Origin of the sequence: Methanobrevibacter sp. (assembly GCF_015062985.1) — an archaeon.
Taxonomy (GTDB): domain Archaea; phylum Methanobacteriota; class Methanobacteria; order Methanobacteriales; family Methanobacteriaceae; genus Methanocatella.
This window is the reverse complement of sequence record NZ_SUTI01000003.1, coordinates 122,653-145,233: the sequence shown is the minus strand read 5'-3', so window position 1 is coordinate 145,233 and position 22,581 is coordinate 122,653. Positions and strand designations below refer to the sequence as shown.

At 34.4% G+C, this 22,581-nt stretch carries 15 protein-coding genes; 1 reads left to right on the top strand and 14 read right to left on the bottom strand.

Going from position 1 to position 22,581, the window contains the following annotated elements; all coding sequences use genetic code 11:
* From E7Z77_RS02620 to E7Z77_RS02600, 5 genes are all read right to left on the bottom strand, one after another.
* Window positions 1–197 (bottom strand): hypothetical protein (locus E7Z77_RS02620; protein ID WP_292749849.1); only part of this gene is annotated, 197 nt, incomplete at its 3' end.
* 388 nt (window positions 198–585) lie between these two features.
* Window positions 586–1,623: a TIGR01177 family methyltransferase gene (locus E7Z77_RS02615; protein ID WP_292749847.1), complete on the bottom strand. Its 1,038-nt coding sequence runs from the start codon at window positions 1,621–1,623 to the stop codon at window positions 586–588.
* A 9-nt stretch (window positions 1,624–1,632) separates the two neighbouring features.
* A complete protein-coding gene (locus E7Z77_RS02610) occupies window positions 1,633–2,817 on the bottom strand; it encodes an NAD(P)/FAD-dependent oxidoreductase (protein WP_292749845.1) in 1,185 nt (394 codons plus the stop codon).
* A gap of 9 nt (window positions 2,818–2,826) precedes the next feature.
* Window positions 2,827–3,819 carry a PH domain-containing protein gene (locus E7Z77_RS02605; protein WP_292749843.1) on the bottom strand — a complete coding sequence of 331 codons (993 nt, stop codon included), beginning with the start codon at window positions 3,817–3,819 and terminating at the stop codon, window positions 2,827–2,829.
* 132 nt (window positions 3,820–3,951) lie between these two features.
* A complete protein-coding gene (locus E7Z77_RS02600; protein ID WP_292749855.1) occupies window positions 3,952–5,190 on the bottom strand; it encodes a proteasome-activating nucleotidase in 1,239 nt (412 codons plus the stop codon).
* Window positions 5,191–5,370: 180 nt separating this feature from the next.
* On the opposite strand from E7Z77_RS02600, the gene E7Z77_RS02595 reads away from it, so the two are divergent.
* Complete coding sequence (locus E7Z77_RS02595; RefSeq protein ID WP_292749841.1) at window positions 5,371–5,862, top strand: multiprotein bridging factor aMBF1; 492 nt, start codon at window positions 5,371–5,373, stop codon at window positions 5,860–5,862.
* Between the two features lie 411 nt (window positions 5,863–6,273).
* Here E7Z77_RS02595 and E7Z77_RS02590 read toward each other — a convergent pair whose 3' ends face one another.
* The 9 genes from E7Z77_RS02590 to E7Z77_RS02550 all read right to left on the bottom strand — a co-directional run bounded on the left by E7Z77_RS02590 (window position 6,274) and on the right by E7Z77_RS02550 (window position 22,504).
* Window positions 6,274–6,483 (bottom strand): hypothetical protein, encoded by a 210-nt coding sequence (locus E7Z77_RS02590; RefSeq protein WP_292749839.1) that lies wholly within the window; start codon window positions 6,481–6,483, stop codon window positions 6,274–6,276.
* 6 nt (window positions 6,484–6,489) lie between these two features.
* The gene (locus E7Z77_RS02585; RefSeq protein ID WP_292749837.1) at window positions 6,490–8,256 is read right to left on the bottom strand and encodes a putative glycoside hydrolase; all 1,767 of its coding nucleotides are present in this window, start codon (window positions 8,254–8,256) and stop codon (window positions 6,490–6,492) included.
* The gene (locus E7Z77_RS02580) at window positions 8,253–8,423 is read right to left on the bottom strand and encodes a hypothetical protein (protein ID WP_292749835.1); all 171 of its coding nucleotides are present in this window, start codon (window positions 8,421–8,423) and stop codon (window positions 8,253–8,255) included. Before E7Z77_RS02580 ends, E7Z77_RS02585 begins: the two co-directional genes overlap by 4 nt.
* A 140-nt stretch (window positions 8,424–8,563) precedes the next feature.
* On the bottom strand, window positions 8,564–11,737 hold the full coding sequence (locus E7Z77_RS02575; RefSeq protein WP_292749833.1) for a transglutaminase domain-containing protein: 3,174 nt from the start codon (window positions 11,735–11,737) through the stop codon (window positions 8,564–8,566).
* Window positions 11,738–11,739: 2 nt separating this feature from the next.
* Complete coding sequence (locus tag E7Z77_RS02570; protein ID WP_292749831.1) at window positions 11,740–14,562, bottom strand: hypothetical protein; 2,823 nt, start codon at window positions 14,560–14,562, stop codon at window positions 11,740–11,742.
* A gap of 15 nt (window positions 14,563–14,577) precedes the next feature.
* Window positions 14,578–14,829, bottom strand: a complete 252-nt coding sequence (locus E7Z77_RS02565; protein WP_292749829.1) for a hypothetical protein — start codon at window positions 14,827–14,829, stop codon at window positions 14,578–14,580.
* 2 nt (window positions 14,830–14,831) lie between these two features.
* A complete protein-coding gene (locus E7Z77_RS02560) occupies window positions 14,832–15,629 on the bottom strand; it encodes a hypothetical protein (RefSeq protein WP_292749827.1) in 798 nt (265 codons plus the stop codon).
* Between the two features lie 75 nt (window positions 15,630–15,704).
* Window positions 15,705–18,092: an Ig-like domain repeat protein gene (locus tag E7Z77_RS02555; protein WP_292749825.1), complete on the bottom strand. Its 2,388-nt coding sequence runs from the start codon at window positions 18,090–18,092 to the stop codon at window positions 15,705–15,707.
* 2 nt (window positions 18,093–18,094) lie between these two features.
* On the bottom strand, window positions 18,095–22,504 hold the full coding sequence (locus tag E7Z77_RS02550) for a hypothetical protein (RefSeq protein WP_292749823.1): 4,410 nt from the start codon (window positions 22,502–22,504) through the stop codon (window positions 18,095–18,097).
* Between the last annotated feature and the right edge of the window lie 77 nt (window positions 22,505–22,581).

The window sequence follows — 22,581 nt, the reverse complement described above, 5'->3', positions numbered from 1 at the left end:
CATGGCTTAATCGAATCCCAATAGCAGTAGCATCTGCCAGGATCAAACAGAATTGAACACATAACAGAACATAATAAGTCAATGAATATTATGAAGTACGCTAAAAAATATAGACGAGTATACACTAAATTTGTAACAAATATATTGTAACTATTCACCACATCTACAAAACCAACATCATACTTGAGAAAATTCAAGTACTCACAAATGTATAGCTACATGCGGAAAAGCAACCATCATAGTAAAAATTGTAAGATACAATAATACTTAGGTCATCGCCATAAACACATAGCACATCTAATAGACAGACAAGTTTTATTAACAAATTCAATTAAAAAATATTGCAAAATAATATGTATAATTAAAAAAATTAATTAAAAATAATATTTAAACAAAATAAGTCCATATGATAATTTTTATATGAAAAAAATTGCTGAAAATAAAATTTTAAAAAAAAATTTTTAAAAATGCTAAAAAAGTAAAATAAAAAAAATAATTGAAGAAAATAATAAAATAAAACAATATTAAAAGTTTTATCCCATTTTAAATCAAAAAATAAACAACTAGTATATAAATGTAACTATATTAATCCAATTTTTTGCGGATTACAGTAATTATTCTTGTCAAACTTCTATGCATTTTAATACCGTATTGTTCGACAATCTCAAATCCTACTTCTTCTACCATAGGTTCCAAGTCGACATAGTGGGGACTGGCCATGCAGAGATAAGCATCGTCCCTCATATTATCATATATCGCATAGAAGAACTCCTTGAATATGTCATCCCCCTCAATATCTCCAGTTGATGTGGAAATACCATATGGCGGATCTGTAACTACACTGGCTACCTTTTCATACATTTTAAGTTCACGAACATCAAGATTGAATGTCCTATAATCCTTAATGCCATAATAATCCAAATTTATTGATGTTCCGTTTTTCATTTTCCAATAGATGTCAGAGCCTACGACCTTACAGCCGATGAGTCCCGCTTCAATCAGAATTCCACCGGTTCCGCAAAACGGATCCAGCAACAATTGGCCTTCCTTAACCCTGGATAAGTTAACCATACACCTTGCCAACTTCGGATTCATGGACCCAGGATAGAAAAACGGCCTTTTATGAGGTTTGCTTTCTTCAAAATGCTTTTTGTTTAACTTGATTCTTTCAATAGCTACAAATATCTCATTTTTAAATGCAACGACACGAATTAATGATTTCGGTTTTGTAAGATTGACTTTAATGCCATTGCAATTATCCAAAATCAATGACCCTACCTTTCTTTCTGTGGCAACAGTATCGATTTCGGTTTGAAACCTCTTGACCCTTACGGCAAAAGTCTCATCAATATAGCTGCCCCATTCGATTTTTGATATGTCCTCATCCAGATTATCCGCATCGGTTTTTGCAATGATTTCATGAACTTCATGGGTATATCCCAATCTTTTTGTCAGGATTTCATAATAGGCGTTTAAATTTTCTTCTGAAATATTTTTTAAAATGACTAAACCTTCAGTTATAATCTCAATATCCGCATCGATATCTTCACATTCCATAACTGCCTTCAGCTCGGCTATCGGCAATTCGGGATGTTCCTGTGACTGTATACATAATAATTCCATTTCAAACACCTATAATCCTAATATTTTACCTATTTTTTTAAAAAGAAATGTTGGAACAATTTTAAAAATCAAACCTCTTTTTATAAATTCCTTAACAAGAACAGACTGTTCATCAATATCCCCAAATTCGGAGATTATCTTTTCACAATCATTTTCCTTTAATTTCAACAATAAATAATCAAAATCATCTGCAGTCAATAAATTAAATGATTTTTGAACTTTGAACTGATAATTGAATTCCCTTGAATATTTATTTATAAACTCTTCTTCATATCCTTTAAGAATTTCATAAGAACCACTTTCAACAGCTTCACAGATATGTCTGCAGGCCATTTTGCATGCGTCAAATGCTATTAATAATCCCCCGCCGGATGTGGGTTTGATTTGAGCGGCGGAATCGCCGATTAGAATGGCCCTGTCTTTAACAAATTTATTTTTTTCATTGAAAATCGGAATGAAACCCTTATATGTTTCAACGATTTCATGTTCGAAATGTTTTTTCAAAAAACCCTCCAGGATGATATCCTGTTGCTTGTGGGAGTCATTTGAAAATAATCCTATCCTATAAAAACCGTCATTAACAGGTATAATCCATAAAAATCCCGGCAGGATGTCTTCGATAATGCACGTATCGACATATTTTGAAAAATCCTTATCTGAATTCCTATATGCATTTATACTTTCATCACCGATTTTTACGAGAAACTGTGAAGCATTGAATGCTGACAATCCGTTTCCCATTTGTTTAGATAGCTGGGAATTGTATCCGTCGCATCCGACAATCACTTTTGAATGGATTTCCTGATTATCTGAAAGATAAACAATGGAATTTTCAATGTCAAAATCAATGGCTTTCTGATTGATTAGCTTTACACCATTTTCAATGGCTCTGTTTGATAAAAACTTATCATAGGCAACTCTGTCTATGACATATGCCACATCATACTCCTTTTCAACGTTCAAAATATGATTTTCACTGTGTATAAATGCTCCTTTGACCCTATTTAAAATGAATTCATCAGGCAGTTGGTTCAAATCGAAAATGCTGTTGCTTAATATTCCCGCACATTGCAAAGGATATCCTATTTCATTCTTCTTTTCGATTATGCATACAGACAATCCCCTTTTTGAAAGGTAATATGCAATTGTAGAACCGACAGGACCCCCGCCAACAATAGAAACATCAAAATTCATTATAATACCTTATCTTTTAAATTTATCAAAGTGTCTTTGAATGGCTTTTTGGCTTGAATCCTCTACATCTTCAGAATCAGTTTGTGGAGTTTGATCAGCTTCTCCCTCATAATAGATTTGAGGTTCAACATCCTCATAGTAAACATCATTACCCCTTGAATATTCATCCCTTACTTCATTATAATAGTTGTCTTGAGGATAATCCCATGGAGTTTCCAAGTCATCCACTATGTTGTTGACATTTCTTTGGAATCCGTCGCCGTAAGGCTCATATTCATAGGTATGCTTCGGACGGATTTCCTCTTCAAAATCCAAGTTTTCAGGATAATACTCGTATTGCCTTCTTTCCAGTTCCCTTTCGCGATTGATTGGAGTAATAGGCTCAAATTCATCATAATACCCTTCTTCTTCAGGATATTCCCTGACAATTTCCTGACGGTAATCCTGACGGGGAGCCCTATACTGAGGCTGGAAACTTCTAGGTCCCACCATTCTTGAAAATACGATATTTTCAACCTCGGAAGGGTCGGAAATGTTTGACAGTTCCATCTGATTATTGTCATATGCGCTGTATACTGATACTGAACCGACATTTAAAAGCCTTCCCAATAAGCTTTGGGAAGTGTTGACATCCTGAATTGTTGCATATGGCATATAATTTTTTTTAGTTGACAAAACACCTGATTTGATGATGATTTTTGAATCGGTTAAGGTATATTCCTTAGAATACCATCCTACAAGCTGCCAGATGATATATAAAACTATGCATAAAATGATAACGAAAAATGCTATTGCCGCATATCTAGTCAATGGGAGCTTAATGTGTGAGATCATATAAACCTGCATCTCACCGATGAACTGGATTGCCATTGGAGAGACAATCAATACAACTATCAATAGAACAATCCCATAAATAGCTTTCTTACATCCTAAAAGCATGTTTGGCTTTGTTTGATAAATAATTCTCTCATTGGCCTGATTATCATTTCTATCAAATAACATAATAATCTATTAGTTTTTGGTTTAAATAAAGTTTTACAAAAAAAAGATTAAATAAATAAGCCTCAGCTCGCCCATCATTCATCACATATCAGAGCTCATAGGGTTCATCATTGGCTTATTTTTTTATTAAAATTAACCGAACATTACTCCGGCTTCTGTTTTGAACAATTCGTCCTCTTTGGTTTTGCTCATGACTTTATCAATAGCATCCATAAAGTCGGCTACAGTAATCTTGTCACGTTTTTCACGAATTGCAAACATACCCGCTTCAGTACAAACTGCCTTTAAATCTGCACCGGACAAGTCGTCTGTTATTTCAGCAAGCAGATCGATGTCGACCTCTTCATCAAGGGACATGTTCTTGGTGTGGATTTTAAGGATTTCGCGTCTGCCGTCCACGTTTGGAAGAGGAACTTCAATAAATCTGTCAAAACGTCCAGGACGCAATAATGCTGGATCCAATATGTCCGGCCTGTTGGTTGCGCCGATAATTCCAATATCTCCTCTTGATTCGAATCCGTCAAGTTCTGCGAGCAGTTGCATTAAAGTCCTTTGAACTTCTCTGTCTCCGCTTGTGGAACTTTTAAGCCTTTTTGCTGCAACGGCATCAAGTTCGTCGATGAATATGATTGCAGGAGCTTTTTCTTTAGCAAGTTCAAATACTTCACGAACGAGCCTTGCACCTTCACCGATGTATTTTTTAACGAACTCTGAAGCAACAATCTTGATGAAAGTTGCATTTGTCTCATTTGCCACCGCTTTTGCAAGCAAGGTTTTTCCAGTTCCAGGAGGGCCGTACAGCAGGATTCCCTTAGGAGGTTCAATTCCCACTTTTTCAAACAGTTCAGGTTCGGTCAGCGGCAATTCAACGGTTTCCTTAACTTCAATAATCTGCTCGTCCAAACCTCCAATCTGTTCATATGTCATGTCCGGCTTGGTTTCGATTTCCATTCCGGAAACGTTTGCATCCTTCTCTGAAGGCAATACTTCAACAATACCGAATGTCTGTTGGTTCAATGCAACCCTTGAACCAGGGACTAATAATTTTTCATCTAAAAATTTTGAGTAGTTAACAAGAAAACTAGGACCTGTGCTACTTTTAACGGTCATTCTATTATCATCTAAAACTTCAGTAATTGTAGCTAAAACTAATGGTGGAGATCTAAATCTATCCACTTCAGAACGTAATGATTTAGTTTCTCTTTCAAGTCTGATTTTTTCATTTTCAATTAAGACTTTATCTTTTTCTAATTTCCTAACTTTCCACATTAAGTTACTTTTGGCTTTGGATTTTTCTTCCCTTAATGAATCAATTTCATCTTGCAGAGATTCTACCTTTTCAATCAATTGTTCTTTTGAAGAATTTTCCAAATCATCGAAATCATTCATGTGATTCATCTCCAGTTAGTGATAATTTTATTAAACTATGTTAGTTTAATAACAATTTGTAACTTTAAACTATTTAAAGGTATTCATTTTATAGTATACTAATAAATATTAATAACTATAATAATAAATAATTAAATAGAAATCGAGAGGAAACTGATAAAAATGGAATGTGAAATCTGCGGTAAACCTGTACCAGAAAATAATCCAATAAGAGCTAAAATCGAAGGATCAGTTATGGTTGTTTGTAAAGAGTGCTCTAAACTTGGAAAAATCCAAAAAGCACCTCCTAAACCAAAATTCAGACAACAAACTAAATCAAAAGGCTCTCAAAATACAAGAAACAGAAATTATTCTAGAAGAGATGAACCTTCAGAAGAATTGGTTGAAAACTTTGATATGGAAATCAGAAAGGCAAGAGAATCAAAAGATTGGTCTCGCGAAGATTTAGGTAAAAAAATCAATGAAAGGGTTTCAGTCATTACAAGAATTGAAACCGGAAAAATGACTCCAGACATCAAGCTTACAAAAAAATTAGAAAAGGCTTTGAATATTAAACTTCTTGAAAAAACAAGTGAAGTTGATTTGAATCAGTTCATCAGTAATTCCTCTGGCGAACGTACCTTAGGAAACGTGATGAAAATAAAAAGAAAATAGCTATCTCATATAATATTGATAATATTGTAGTGACTATTAGACGCTCTCTATATTATAATATTATATAATAAATATAATAAAAGCATTTCCACAAAAAATAGTTAGCAACAAAACAAACAAACAAAAAAATATGACCAGGACACACACAAAAGTGCTACCCTGGCCACAAACATTTTTTTTACTCAATAATCCAAAATATGACTTAGGATTAAATATTCAATAAAATGGAGACTAAAAAAAAATAATGTCCCACCAACTACAAATATAAAATGGTCTCTTTTTTAAAACGTAGGTTCTTAGCGTATATTCTCGAAAATTATTTTTAGTTTTACATCTCATTTTTCCACATTCGCTGCGTACTCAACAGATGGCCTAATCATAATTCAGAGTACATCATCGTAAATATGAATATTACTGTACGAAATTCTTCCAAACCTTCTTCGATTCATCAGGAATATCAAACTCATGCCTTCGAGAATTTAACTCTGCCTGCATTTCAATTACCCTATCAGTAGCTCCTTCCTGAGCATATAATTCATCAATCTTTTCCTGCTCTTTTTTCAATTTTCTAACAATATTGATACGATTAACTTTCTCACGATAACTCACTAAATTAGACATAGATATCTACTTCCTTGTTATGATCATTACGCTTTTTTGACTTATTCCGTTGATGTATGATTGGAATGTGCTGTGGCTTCTCTCTTCAACGTAACCACAATAACAACCAGAAGAACAGGAGTCACCAAGACTGTTCTGTACATCACAGTAGTTACTGTAATCTTTGTTTATGACTTCATAATGTCCCCATTTATTCCTATACAAATTATGGATAATGCAGTCTTGATTATCACTGTTAATAATCTTTTTAATACCGGACCAACCGACATCACTGAAGCTTTTCCATTCTACTGACAAGTTCACTCCAAGTTGTTTAGCTGCCATGGCCACTGCAGTAGTGAGGCCAGCATGGTCTGTACCACCACTACCCGTTCCGGCCCATGATGCTAATTGTTTTTGGGTAATGACTTTTCCTGTGAGGTTTCTTATACATTCCTGAATACTGTGTGGACCGCAGTTTACTGAGTTGTTTTGTCCTCTATTGTCACATCCGCTTTTTGTAGCGTGGCCGTATTTCTTTTTTGTAGTAGTTGTAGTTGATGAACTTGAAAAGGCGGAAGTATTGTAAGTAGTATAATCAGGGAAAGTCTTTGAATGATTTTTATACCAAACCAAAGTCCTTGCAAAAGCATAAACAAACATTTTTACAGAAGCCCTCTTCTTACTTTTTACAGTAGTAACATATGCTGGGCATTGTCCATTCTGCTTAATATAATTCACTATTCGTTTAGCTTGGTCTTTAACATCGGAAGGAATAACCTGCTCATTCATACTATCTCCTGTATCAGAAGCATAAGCTTTTACACCAGGAACTGTGCAATTTGCGGATAAATTATTCATGGCAAAACTAAAAATATATGCTACTTCACTTGAGGTATAACTAACACTACCAACCTTAAAACTTGATTCTAATTTTTTGTTTTTTTCAACACTTGTTTTTACTGTATTTGCAAGGGTAAATATATCCCCATTATTTATTGTTTTCCCTACTGACACTACCTCTTTAACTTCATTTTCTTTTGCACTACTTTTTGGTAATAATGATTTATAGTTTAAATTTCCAACTAATCCAAATCGGAACATTATTGCTCCTTTTGCACCTGCATTTAAACAGGTTTTCACATCTTCCAATAATTCAACTCCTGATAGTTTTGTTGGATTATCATCAGATTTATAACTCTGTAACCCTGACCATATTGTTGCTTTTGCACTGAAGGATTTGGTGGTTGATGTTAACCAACTACTCCCTGCAGAATAATTTCCTTTATATTGCATTGGAATAAGTACATCAACTATTTTTCCAAGAGCATCTATATCTTGCCCATAATAATATTTATCATCTGATTCAGGCATTACTGCACAAGATAAAACAATACCCTTTGGAATAGCAGATTTCACTTGTTTCACAAACGCTGTGATAGCATCTGCACCACCGGAAGTCTTGTAAGCATTACCTGGATATCTGAGATAATCAAGATGAACTCCTGCAACATTTTTCATGTGCGCATATTTCATAGCTTCAGCAACCTTAGATGATAAATTCGCAGTTTTAGGATTAATCCAATTCCCATCGTAGAAGCATTGCATCCAAATATGCACATTAATACCTAATCCCTTTGCTTTTTCTATCCAAGCAGCAACAGTTGATTCCCCGTGTGCTGTGAAAGCGTAATAATTGAGGAATAAATCTGTTGTTCCGTTCTTTTTGAGGTTTTCGAGATTAACTTTTTTCATATCTCCACCGAAAACCCAATAACCAAAATGATAAGTCATATTATCACATCACATCTTCCCAGAATTTCTTTTTCTTCTTTTTCTAACTCTTCAATCTTACTTTGATATTCTAATATTTCATCAATACTTCCCGAGTTATCCATTAAATTAGCATATCCTTGTTTAAACCTCTTAATCTCAAGTAATCTTTGATTATCCGCATTCATATAAACAACTCACTATCCTTACTATCTAAATAACAAGAATTATTTGATAGCAGATAACAGCATTGTTTCTCATCCTTCTTGCAGTGATGCCTATTAGGACAACCTTTATGCACATCTTCATTATTCTTCATAATCATCGTTTAGAATGGTTTTGTTGGATAAGTAGTTTGATGTCCTGGCGGACTACCATAACCTTTCACATAATTGTTCCATGGTGAACTTGATTTGCATGGATCCACATAAGTTCCATTTAAACTTGCGAATACATGCCCAGTACTACCAGTACTAACATGCACATATTTCACAGTAAACTGGCGTGGAATTCCCACAGCATCCCACATTTCCAACATTAAATCAGTTTGACAACAACAATTTCCTTTCTTTCTGGATAAAGTTGTACTCGTTGATTGATAAAAATTGTATTTATATTCATAACCGATGTATGCTGCAACCCATGATGCTATTGCTTTTGCAGCTTCCATTGCTGTTTTTGCACCTGCGGTTTTAACAACATTTTCAGCTTGTTTTTTAACTGATGAAGGAATGCTACTTCTTTTTGGTGTTCCCCAATTTAAACTGGTTTCAGTTGCTGGAGTAGTTGTTGTAGTTGTAGTTGTTTTCTTGGTTCCTTCTTTGTATTTGAAATAACCCCCGTAAAGGAATTGATTAACCAGGCCATCTGCAGTATTGTAAGCACAGTATTTTGCGTTATTATTCTTGAAATATGTTGCTACATTGCTGATTGATACATCCCCTGTGGAATAGTTGTCATCCCATGCCTTTTTAGAATAATAACCTGAAAAATCACCGTATCGGTATGGTTTCATTCCACCAGTCCATGTTTGAGTGTCAAACATGATTACCAGTTCCACTCCCTTTCGTTTGAGTTCTTTCTGTATACGTGAACTGTATGCTTCACGAATTGTCGCAGGGTCAAAACCGTTATACATTGTAATGAGAACTGCATAATCACTTGTTACATTAAAATAATCAGAATAATGATAAGAAGGCCCCGTTCCTCCAACATGAACAGTCCAACCTTTTGCTCTAAGCAAATTTGCGACACTGTTTTTCATACTGTTACTTCCACCATCCGCATCAATCCAAACTTTCTTCTTTTTACTGTTGAAATTGTTTTTCGTTAAATCAACACTTGCTGAAGAGGATGATGTTGATGTTGTTGTGGTTGTTTCCTCAGTAGTAGGTTGTGGTAGCTCACCTGTTACAAGCACATCTATTGTTGAAGATGCTGCTGCATACTCCTCATCACCACCAAACTGAACAAGAATCTCATAAGTTCCAGGATCATATTTCATATCAATACTAGCTTTACCTTGACTGTCCGTTTTCTTAGTTGCAGTTTCACCAGTATTCGTACCCACACTATATTTAGTGAATGACAGTAACTTACCTCCTAAAGGATTCCCATATATATCTTTGAATACCACATTAAGTGTCCCTTTAGCAGGATATTCAAATTGTACTGCATCACCTAATATTTCAGTTTCCACTTGAGGAACTTTGCTATTAACACTATAATTTGTTAATTTTATAGTGTTTTTTGTGATATCATGTATGTTTTTTGTTGTTTCACTAACCACAGCCACAATTAAGGCCTTATATCCTGGAAGTTTCAAGTATACTCTGTCATGGATGTCATAATCATTTAAGACACCATTTTGGTAATTAGCAACATCTACCTCAATATCAAATTTAGGTGTTCTCTTATCTTTGAGTTTCATTGCAACATCATTATAAATCGCATAAGGATCTTCGTCTGAAGTTTCCACATAACCCATTTTAGGCAGTTGCAATGGCCCTCTATCATCCAAGGAGTCTGCTTTTCCACGAACATGAGAATACTCAATATCAATAGCTGTGTCATCATAGATGTACATTTCCCCGGCTAATTTTGTGAATGGTGCTGCCCAATATGCGGTGCCTTTGAAGTATTCATATGATCCTCCCTCACCTTCACTGTTATTATCATTTGGTTTTTGTGGTCGGCTCCAATATGGCCCTTCAACTACTGAATCACCGATATAGTTTGCACCAGAAGTTGGTGTTTTAGTATCTGTGATTTTTTCAACAATCATAGGAATAATTGAACCTTTAGTTACCTCTAAGTCTATCCAGTTATTGATTACCTCGTTTAATTCCAATCTGCCTAAATCATTATTACCTCCACCTAGAATAGGTGCTATTGCAGTATAGGTGTCTTCTTCGTTCAATTCGAATTCAACATCTTCAAGATTATAACCTACATCAAGTACATGTTCCTGTATGTTACCCATCAGAGGGTTTAATTCATGTTTAAAGAGCAAACATTCATTTTCAGTATCATAGATTTCAAATATTGTCTTGTTAGGTAAAACTATGTTCAATGTTTGTCTGTACATTTCCATAGTTTCAAATCCCTCACCAATATCCACATTTTGACTTGTTATAGCATGTATTGGATAATCTGTAAGCTCAAAATTGTATGATTTTGAGTTAACAACTAATAGTAAACTTTTATTTTTATACTGTAATTTTATGTTGAAATCTTTCAAACTTTCATCCGGATTGATGCCAATACTCACAGCATCCCATGATTTCAACACATTATTTTCATGTGTTAATCTAATTTCAATATCATCCGGATTTAATGTGTCAGGTTCATCTTCTGGGAAGAAAAACTTATAATTCCATTCCCAATTATTCTCACGGGTAGGGTTTAAAAAATCCAAGTAACGGTGAATAACATTGCTTTGAACATCTTTTTCATATCGGGTCACGAAAATATTACCTGTTTCATCTTCAATACGTCTTAATAAGTTCATTAAGTTCATTGTTCCTTTCAACACAACTTTTTGTATACGAGTTGCTAAACAATCCTGAACAATACCTACATTGAAGTAATCTCCAAACCAAAAATCCAAGAAAGCATAATCGATTAAAACATTATTTTCACCATTAATAACTCCAATAGTGAAACCATTTGCAGGGTATAACTCTGTTTGAGTGAAAGGTGGAGCATAATTCAACTCCACAAGAACCTCTTCTGCATCAAAAACCACATGATTATTCTTAAAAAAGTCTTTTGAAATAGGAGTGTTTATCACATACAAACAATCCTTCATATGCTTAACACCAGAAATCCAAATCTTATTACCTACTTTAAATATGTTTTCAACATTTTCAAGAGTATCAAAAATATAAGTAACAGAAATTTTCCGAATAGAAGACTTTTTGTTCCCTTCAACAACAGATAATCGATTTAAATCCAAATACTGTAAAAATTCTTCATTTGAATCAAGAACAATTACATTCATAGTTAATACCTCTCCCTGAATCTTACAGTTTGTATGAAACAATTTTGTGAAGTGTAATGGAATTCTTCATTAATGATAAACCAATCACTACTAAAGTCAACATACCCCGTTAGATCCAACATTACATCATTATGGATAGTAGTGACTTTTCGATTAATACAATCAATTTCAACAATGTCCATTAAATCAACAGCACCCTCCGGGATATTAATAACCATCTTCTGTTTAGAGACATCATCAGTAATTTCCACAGGTTTTCCGGATTCACATGAAAACACAGTGATAATAGGGTTTACTTTCGCAATACCGCTGTTTCTACCAACATTACTAGTTACATTATCTGTTTTAGAGAAACTAGTTCCAGATGGAATGATTAATTTAGCTTCAGCTTCATATTCCATAGCTGTAACTTCATTATCCAAAGGAGAATCAAGAATAAATTCAAAATATATGTCTGGGTAAATAGAAAACTCAATCTTATTAGGAATAGGCCTATTCAACTCATCCCTTTTGTTAGTGATTAAGCGTGTAAATTGCCTTAGATTTTCCGTAGTTTCATCAATAGTACAACCTCTGATGATGAATTTCATCTTGATTTCTTTTTTCTCGATAGTCTGACGGTATGCATCATTCATATCAGAACCATCAATATCAATATATTTCACACTAGTTTTCAAACCACTAGGAAGATCTAACTCATCAATGAAAACATTATACCATCGGATATCCTCACCATTAATGGAACATTTTACTAGTTCATCTTCAATAGAAATAGAATAGAACGTCAATTGAACATTGTTGAAATTAAGAAATGAAAGGTCATTTCTCATGATATTATGAAAAGATAATTCGAGCTGCCAATCCTCTAAATCTTCCATGTCTTTTATGTCGAATCCCCATAAATCAAATTTACCTCCAAGTTTAACAATATTTGATTTTTCAAATTTATCTTCTGAAAGAATAACAGATCTTTCACCATCTTTTCCAGTGTTTGATATTAATCTTGCTGTAAGTGCAACTTCATCTGCATATTCAAAATTAATGCTTAATTCAACACCTCTTATGCCCATGCTTTCATTAGTACCAAAATCTTCACCTACTGGGAATCTATAACAAACAATTTCATTTGATTTTAAGAGAGGTTCCAAACCAAATTCAGCGCTACTTTCTGAAATAATAATTGATTTGATTGGTTCAGGGAATATTCCTGTAGGTTCAAAAGGCATACCTGTTCCTTCAATGATTGCAGGGGAAGTATATACAATAGTTGAATCTTCAACATATCCTTCCAAGTATTCTCCAGTAAATATGATAAATAACGGGCAGTTTTCATCATATGTGAATTCAACCGTTTTACTTTCAAAAGTGTTTACTTGAGTTAATGGGTCAGAGAAAATAGCATTTTCCAATAAATAATCTTCATCAATGCCTTCAAATCCATCAGATGGACTATTAAATACACCCATACGGAAGTTTTTACCCCAATCATTAACCTCATTTCTTGAAGTTCTCATTAACAAGTAAGATTGAACAGTATATGAATATCCATCACCTAATCTATCCAATTCTTCCCCTGTAACTTCAAGATAACTGCAAAATGGAATACTGAGCTTTGTATGTGTTACAGTAATCGCAATTGAATACAAGAATTCTTCAATTCTAACATTCGAATCTTCAACCGAAGGAACCAATGCGTATACTTCAATTATAAAATTACCGGGAGTGTAAGCTCGAATTGTAACATTACCTTTACCCTCCTCATCAAAATCATAATGATGTACAAGAAGCCGATTATATTCCTGACCCCTATAGATAAACACTAAACTCTCATCAGAAGATTTTAGACGGATATCATACTCATTCACATAAGTATCATTATCAATACTTATTGGGATTTCAGTATTCTCATACGCAACAACAGAAACAGAATCTACAGGTTCATAATGAGTAATAACTTCAGGTATTTTTTCAACTACACTGATTGGCAATATTGAAGTTACACCATTAACATCTTCTTTAACAGTTATGTTACCAGTACCAGCAGATACAAGAGTTAAGTTTAATACTAGAGTATTTGATTTTGATGATTTAAATGCAGGAATCCATACAACAACATTGTTATTCTCACCGACAGTTCCAGGTCCACTGCCACTATCATATTTAACGCATGATGGCAGCGTTATCGTTATCGTCGGATTATGCGATAATTGATTGATGTTATTTGCAGTAATGGAAATCGAAGTAATATCATCTACAGTATCCTTATTATCTAATTTTGAAATTGCAAATGAATATTCAGGCAAAACATAATAAACAGTTACACGGATATACTTCAACCGATAATAACCAATCTGATAATTAGTGTTATCTTTATAAGTTATTGTTACTCCAAAGCTGGATGAAGTGAATTTTGAAGTTGGATCTTTAACCTCAATGGTCTTTTCATGATTGGTCATTGTGAATGTTGGAGCAACTCCCGTATAAGAATATGAAACATTCTCCAATTTTATTGTTGGAGCCGGCAGATTACAAGCCCAATGACGATTTGATTTGTCATAATCCATTTTCTGGTCAGCATATTCAACCTTGATTTTTTTGATTTCCGCACCTTTTTCAAGGGAAATGCCAAAATTTGAGGCATAAACAGTAGCAGGTCTTTTATGAGTACCCGTAGCACTTGCGATTACGGATGTTTCAGCATAATTAGCCTCTGTTTTGATATTCCCAAGTGTGGTGGCACGGAATAGTTTAGGACCCCAATTGTCATAACCTTTTGATTGTGTTACTGTTTTTGGATAATATGTTTTACTTCTTAAATTCACCATATTATCACTCCATATTTAATCATCTTCAATTTCAATTAATTCAGAGTAAGTTTCACCATTAATAGTAACACTAATCACATGATCATCAACATCAGAAGTTTCAAATTTCAACATTCCTTTTGAATCTGTTTTAATTTCAAAAACCGTATCCTCATCAATTGAAATTATCGCTTTTTTTCTCTTAGTATGAGTTGATGCAGTGTACAGAATCCAATCTATTCCTAAATCATCATCATGATAAATTTCATAAGTTATTTTCACACTCATTTTTATTCATCTCCTCCTAAAGTGGCAGATATATTATCAATGTAGAGAATATCTCCTGAATTACATAAATTCATCAGCACATATATCCCTACACTTGCAACATCATCATGTAATACTTTTGACATTTCAAATTCCCCTTCAGAAACAGCAACAACATCAGTAACAAGTACTTGCGAATTATTATCGTATTGGATTATTCCAACTCTTGCAGCTACACCTTTAATATGACAATCCATTGTTATTTTCAATGTTTCACCAGGTACCTCCGCACCAATAAGAGGGAATCGCACATTAGTACCTGAATCTCCAGATTTTATCATCTTGATAGCTCTTTCACCATTAGATGACCAATCCAGACTTGTCCCTAAAGTTATACCTGCTCCTTTGACGTAATCCCCATTGTTTTGGGAAGGATTACCGTAATCTCCACCACTCATTACTTCAAAAGATACAAAATTACCTATTTCAGATACATATATTCTAGTAGACGCACCTGTTTTACCTACTACTGCATGGAAATCATATACTCCTTGCGTGTTTATACGATGATAGAATTTTGCAACACCATTCTGATTTGTTGCTGCATAACCTACAATATTAGATCCAAGTATAAATTTCACAAGCACATTAGGCATTGCAGTGTCTTCAAGATTTGTCACTGTTGCGGTTAAAGTTATTAAATCGCTCCCGTGCAAACAATCACTGTTTGATGTGAGAGTGATTGAACCTATTTTATCTAACCATCCAGTGTTCCTAAAGAGGGTTACTGTTTCCGTATCAAAATTCATTAAATTTACCATATTAGTCCTCCTTGAGTTCTAGTTTCATAACTTATTTTTTCTTTGTAATTCATATGTTCACTGTTCCTGTAATCATCATAATGGTTTAATCTTTAAATTTTTCCAAGTTCCAGTAATATTAGGTCTTTTCCAGAAGGTGTAACTGAACCACCAACTACTATAATTACCAATCCAATCTTCAGTCAAACTACCAACATTAGTATCATTCACATAATAAGTTACAGTACTACCATTCCGTTCGACTTTAAAATGAGCATAAGTATTAGCAGAAACAGTAACACTACCACTTGAATTATAAGTTCCATTTCTTCTACTTCCACCTTTTGATGCGCCACTACTTGCAATCTGCACCCATAGAGCATAAGGTGGTTGCTCACCACTATTAGCAGTCGCAGTTAAGAAGAATCTGTTTTCAGAGCCGCTATTACTTGATGTTTTCATGTCCATTTCCCAAACAAAATTATCCGGCAAACTTGGAATATTTAAATTATTATAAACATTACCATAAACAGCACTACTACCGGTTGATTTACTTGTTTCAGTTGCATCGAAAAATATACAATCTTCAACGTAGGTTTCTGATAGAAACGTGCTTACTTTGGCTTTGAAGGTTATGTCACCCGCACCAGCCGCGGCATATGTTTTTGTTGCTACCCCACTGCTATTTGTGGTGGCAGTACCCATACTGGTTGAACCTTTCAAAAATTCAACAGTAACACCTTCCAACACTTGATTATTCTGGTCTTTCACAGTAGCAGACAACACAGCAGAATCACTATGCACATACGAAAGAACACTCTTATCAACAGTAAGTACAATACTTGCAGGTGGTGCGTTTTCAACAGTTACTGTTACGGTTGTTGATGTTACACTACTATATTGTGTATCACCATCAAACACAGCTTTAAAAGTATAATTTCCCGCATTCAAACCAGGAACAGTTTTACTGAAAGCACCATTACTACTCGTACTGACAGTGCCAAGTAAAGTATTGCCTTGATAAATTTTAACAGATTTACCCGAACCAGCAGACAAAGTACCTGATAGAACAACATTGTCAGGATAAGTCACATTACTGCTGGTTAAACTAATAGTACTGGTTATTTTGTTGATTGTTATTGTTTTGGTGTTACTTTCGACTCCTTCACATATGGCTTTGATTGTTTTCTGACCACTTGTCAACGGAGTGTAATTATAGGCTGCAATACCATTATTATCCGTCACACTACTACCAATGAGTGTTTCACCATCATAAAATTTGACAGTACGCCCTATTCCAGGATTTTCATCTTCAAGGGTAACTGTTGCTGTGAGTGATGTTGACCCACCGATTGTTATGGTGGATGAATTTACAGATAATGAGATTGTGTCTACTGGTGTAGGTGGTGTAAGTGGTGTGGAACCAACAGGAATTAGCATGCTCTCTATTTCAATAGTTTCAAAAGTTATTAACCTATCTTCATATTTCAAACCATGGATTACACCATTTAGAGCTTCTCTATCTGCACGAGTCATATGTGTATCATTTAGATTAGTTGATGCCGGGGTGAAAGTATCATATTTCACAATGCTTTTTTCTTTTCTTAAATTTTTAACTGCCCCAGAAATGTCAGATAATTTAAGTGAAGCAGAAGCATCTACCTCATCAAACACAATGACCTCATCATCTTTTATCAGATTTTTAACAAGGAATGTGTCTGTAATACCTAAATCAGTTAATACTTCATATACTGTAGGCAATTCATTCACCTGAACAGTACTGCTAATAGGTTCGGCATGCTCAATATCCACGTTGACAGTCATATCACCAGTATAACCGAGAATACTTTCAGAACATCTTGCTACACCATCCTCATCCGTTATCCTTTGAACAACACCAAAACTAATTGAATTGCTGGTTAAGAAATTAAACACTACGGGAACATCCTTAACAGGATTATCTTCAATATCAGTAACACGAACAGAATAATCATAAACCATTTCTTGATCAATAACACTCGGTATTCTGAATTCTCTAGTATAACCTAGTTGAACTGAAAAAGACTCTGAAGCAGAAGGAATCCTATCATCACCAACAAAATCTAAACTATAATTCAAAACACCATAATCACTATTCACATTTCTAATCGTAATTGTTTTTTCACCATTACCATCAGTAACATAATCCTCTCCATTCAAAGTGAAATGTTTACCTGTTAAAGGATAATTGAAAGTATTCACCAATTTAACTTTAATCACTAATGGATTAACCTGATTAATGAAAGGCATCCATTCAGGATATTCAACAAGAAACCTTGAATTAGGTTCATAGATTAATCTGAATACACTATGCTCATAATTCTCAATAGTAACACTTGATTTTGAGAATGATGCATAAACAGTGCCAAAATCTTTACTGAGTTTTGGGGAAAGGACATTTCCTTTCCCTCTAACTTTTAATGGATTAACCGTTATCTTATCCAATCTTATACACCTCTTGCTCTTGCATCTCTACCATTTAACCTTGCCTTTTCTTTCAAATCCCATTTCTGAAATCTGCTATTTTGAACTAATTTTTTAATCCAGGACTCATCATCACTTGTTTCATTAACGATTCTTGCAACTTCCTCCTCATCAATATTAGGTGGTAAGTTTAAGAATTCATGAACAATTGTAACAGACCCACCTAGAAGAATTTCATCATAATTTCCAGTTACAGGTTCTTTAGATTGGTTTTCAATGCTTGTTTTTAACTCACTGAATAAGTCACTAATACTGTAAGAAGCAGATTTTGGAGCAGGACCTGCACTAGCAGATGGTGTCCAAGTTCTTCTGTTTTGCCACCCGGTAACGTCCATTTTATGGCCTTCAATACTTGCCCAATAATGCCCGTATTGATTCCAATGACCATGAACCATATGACCTGATAATCCCATTGCTCCTGCCATAGCAATCAATGCTTCAGCACCATGTTTACAATTCATACTAGCAGCATTGAATGCATTTAACCAGTTACCATGATGGTCATCATCATAATAAAACTCATATTGAGTTTGGCTGAATACTTCTTCTGCTAATTGTCTGAATGTATCGTAAGCAATTTGTGGTGCTCCATTTTCAAATTCTTTTACTTTGAAAGTGGCGGCACTAGTACTATATCTTCCAATGTTTGGTGAGCTCATATCCCATTCTCTACTAGTATTTTTAATGAGACTTACATGTGATGGGGCTGTATCCTCCCAACCTCCTGCACCAATACCAATAGGAATAGTTAAAGCACCATATTTGACAAGTTGACCAAGATCATATCGGTTATTATCACCACGTATGATGTAATCACCGAAATTAGGATAATCTAGTAATGGGTTTTGTTTGACTTGTCCAAGAGTCAAGTATTTTGTTCCCATCTTCTTAATAGCTCTGTTAATTCTACCGACACCTGATGCTGATGAGGAAGCTTTTTTGGTTACACCTGATACGTGACCGTTTCCTGGTCCGGCACCCCATCTGCTAGGATTTTTCAATTTACCATAAAAAGTACCTATAGTTGAACTTAATGATTCAAAATGTTTTGTTGAATCTGATTTGATTTTATTTGCAGCAGATACAATACCATCTTTCATAGTATTCCAGCTGCTAATCATGTTATTATTAGCTTTAACAGTAGCATTGGTAATATTGGTTAATTGAGTTTGAGTTGTACTTCTTGCAGATGCAAGGCCTGATTGATTTTTATTAACCATACTGTTAATGCTGGTGTTTACTTTAGAACCTATACTGTTCATTTTCATTTGAACATCAGTGTCAATCAGTGACAATTGAGTAGCATCATTATTACGGATAGATTCATAAGCTAATCTGTCCTGTTCAACCATTGTTTGTAAAGCTGCACCAGTAGTAGCGGCAAGTGCATCATAAGAACTTGTCACCATACCATTAGTATCACTTACCATGGATGTATCCATTCCAACATTCATGTTCATCTCAGGCATTTCTTTAGCGTCAAGGTCTGTGTAACCAAGGTTTGGTGTTAAGCTGACATCTCCAAATTGGTTCACCATTGTTTCACCAAAGGTTTTAGCCACTTCACCAGCAGGTTCAATTTGGTCTTCAACACGAGTAGTCATGTCTTCGAATTCCTGAACAACTTTAGTCTGAATAATACCTGGTGAATGGATTTGCATTGCATTCAAAATACCATCAACAATATTTTTACCAATCTGCTTAGCTTTTTCTACTAATTGACTTCCAGCACTCAACATCTTGGATCCAATGTTCATGAATTCAGTGTATACTTTACCAGGTAATTGAGAAACTTGACTAATTACACCACTTACTATAGCTGAAGCTTTACTTCTAGCATTACTTACCCATTGACTTCCAGCAGATATGATTCTGCTAAGCACATTCGCAAGGATTGAAGCAACTTTACCCGGTAAACTGGTTATGAAATTAATTACACCATTGACAAAACCTCTACCAGCATCCAATGCTTTACTAATCATTGAAGAAGCCCAACTTCTAACCCTAACAATAATAATGCTCAGGACAATAGCAAACATAGTGTTAATAGAATTCCAAATCGTCACTAATAATTGAGGTAAACTTAATTGACCATTTAAAAACATTTGGAATGCATAAATCACACTTTGGACAGTATTCCAAACAATAGAAATACAAGTAATAATTACATCCCAAGCAGGGCCAAAAATACCACTTAAAAATTCAGATAATGGCTGTAAAACTAACATAAGATTTGACCATGCTTCCGTAAAGAACGTCATAGCTCCCTGCGTATCCCCAGTTAACAAAGCAACAATTCCTTGTATAGCAGGACTTAACACACTTATCAACATGTCAACAACCGGTTGTAATGTAGTAACTAAACTATTCCAAGCAGCTACAAGAGTTGATGAAATGAAAGCACCTAAACCTTGTAATATTTGCCATAATCCATTTACTGCATTACGAACGCCTTCATTAGTATTATACAGGTAGACCAAAGCAGCAACAACCGCAATAATAGCAATAACTATCAAACCTAAAGGATTCATATTTAATAAAGCATTCCATACTGCAGTTAACCCATTAATAATTCCTTGCCATGCCGCATATAATTTTTGTTGTATATTTGCAAGAGTAAGATTACGAACAACACCCATAAAAGCATCTTTTAAAGCAGTAATTTTAGTAATTGCAAGGGTTTTTAGATTCGTGAGGAAACCCATCAAATGAGTTTTAGCAAGTAAAATTTTATCTTTCACTTGGCTAAATGCATCACGAAGAGCAGTTAGTTTACTAACTGCAAAACCTTTAATTTTATTAGAAAGGATAATAACTTCATTTTTTGCATCAACTGCTTTTTGTTTAATTTGGCTAAATTTTTCTTTTATAGTGCTTAATTTACCTTCATTCCAAGAAGTAGAAATCTTATTTTTCAAATCAACTAATTTATCTTTAACTTCAACTAATTTCTCTTTTACACCATGGAGTTTATCTTTAAATGCTTGGATTTTACCATCTTCACCAAAAAGACCGCTTAACTTATCTTTGACCCAACTAGCACTATTCCAAACACTTTCTAAAACTGAAATTACCGGTGCAATAGCAGGTGCAATAGTAGCAAAACCAGAAGCAATTGCCATACCTGCAACAACAGCTTGAGCACCCAATTTAAAAATACTGGCCCCACTTTCAGTTGAAGTTTCTGTCAGGTCAATGAGAAAATCTAAACCTTGATTAATGTAAGGCATGAATTCATCACCGATTTCCCTACCTGCAATTCTAAATTTCTTTCCTAGAACAGTTATTTTACCGGAAGTAGTATTCATCATATCCTCAAGGTTACCACCTTTATCCAGATATTCTTGTAATGCTCTTGTGTATCCTTGAACATCTTCTGCACTACCATCCCATCCTAAATCCATAAGTTTATCTTTGGTGATTCCGAAGTTATCTTGAAGCATGCTAAATTCACCATTCAAACCTTTACCTGCAGCTTGCATTAAGGAAATAGCTTCTTGACCATCTCTACCCATCAATATAGCTCTTTGACCTATATCATTAACAACGGGCATTAACCCTTTTAATTGAGTTGTATTGGCTCCCGTACTCATTTTGATAGTATTCATTGCAGTTCCTAATTCATCAAGAGAAACAAGAGACTTGTTTGTCATATCATCCATCATAGTCCAATAAGAATAAGCACCTTTTTCTAATCCAATTACTGAATTAGTCAATGTTTGTACTTGTTCACGAGCCATAGAGGAACCAACAGTCATATCATAGACTCCTTTTAATCCAATTCCTCCAAATACTGATGATATTACACCACCCAATCCACTAAATTTATCTGCAAGACTTTGAATACCATTTTTCACATGGTTTAAAGCACTTGAAAGTTTGGATTTAATAGTGTCTGCTACAGAAGACACCTTCTGTTTTACAGTATCCCATTTTGAACCTAAATACATTGGAATAGCATTGCCTACAACTTGTAGTTTACCTTTTAAACCATCAGTGCTTGTGCCAAGTAAATCTAATTTAGTTTTTGCAGCATCTAAACTACCTTTCCAAGTATTAGTATCAATAGTGGCCTGTCTAAATTGATCAAGAGCAAAATTATTATTAAATTGAGACATCTCCTCCCCTAATTCATGACATGCTAGTAATACACTTGCAGCTTCATCACCCATCTTTTGTAGTTTTAGAACTGCTTCCTGTTCCGATTTAGATAGTTTATTAAATGCAGAAGATCCTTCACTGCCAATTTTATAGTAGTTTTCAATAGCTTTTTCAACTTCTTTTGCTGTTTGATTTAAGGAGTTTTTATTTTTTTCCGCTGCTTGACTAATTTTATCATTAGCTTTTTTTGCGGTATCCCCAAATTTTTGCATTACTTCATCAACTTTTTTGGCTTGTTGTGATGCTTGATCTTCAGCTTGAATGATAATTCTAAGTGTTTCTTCTAAAC

What these genes read in the sequence shown, in the direction of transcription:
- E7Z77_RS02615 (WP_292749847.1), bottom strand. Translation starts at nt 1,623, where the DNA reads ATGGAATTATTATGTATACAGTCACAGGAACATCCCGAATTGCCGATA.
- E7Z77_RS02605 (WP_292749843.1), bottom strand. Translation starts at nt 3,819, where the DNA reads ATGTTATTTGATAGAAATGATAATCAGGCCAATGAGAGAATTATTTAT.
- E7Z77_RS02570 (WP_292749831.1), bottom strand. Translation starts at nt 14,562, where the DNA reads ATGGTGAATTTAAGAAGTAAAACATATTATCCAAAAACAGTAACACAA.
- E7Z77_RS02550 (WP_292749823.1), bottom strand. Translation starts at nt 22,504, where the DNA reads ATGCAAAAATTTGGGGATACCGCAAAAAAAGCTAATGATAAAATTAGT.
- E7Z77_RS02580 (WP_292749835.1), bottom strand. Translation starts at nt 8,423, where the DNA reads ATGAATGCGGATAATCAAAGATTACTTGAGATTAAGAGGTTTAAACAA.
- E7Z77_RS02585 (WP_292749837.1), bottom strand. Translation starts at nt 8,256, where the DNA reads ATGACTTATCATTTTGGTTATTGGGTTTTCGGTGGAGATATGAAAAAA.
- E7Z77_RS02595 (WP_292749841.1), top strand. Translation starts at nt 5,371, where the DNA reads ATGGAATGTGAAATCTGCGGTAAACCTGTACCAGAAAATAATCCAATA.
- E7Z77_RS02565 (WP_292749829.1), bottom strand. Translation starts at nt 14,829, where the DNA reads ATGAGTGTGAAAATAACTTATGAAATTTATCATGATGATGATTTAGGA.
- E7Z77_RS02610 (WP_292749845.1), bottom strand. Translation starts at nt 2,817, where the DNA reads ATGAATTTTGATGTTTCTATTGTTGGCGGGGGTCCTGTCGGTTCTACA.
- E7Z77_RS02575 (WP_292749833.1), bottom strand. Translation starts at nt 11,737, where the DNA reads ATGAATGTAATTGTTCTTGATTCAAATGAAGAATTTTTACAGTATTTG.
- E7Z77_RS02560 (WP_292749827.1), bottom strand. Translation starts at nt 15,629, where the DNA reads ATGGTAAATTTAATGAATTTTGATACGGAAACAGTAACCCTCTTTAGG.
- E7Z77_RS02590 (WP_292749839.1), bottom strand. Translation starts at nt 6,483, where the DNA reads ATGTCTAATTTAGTGAGTTATCGTGAGAAAGTTAATCGTATCAATATT.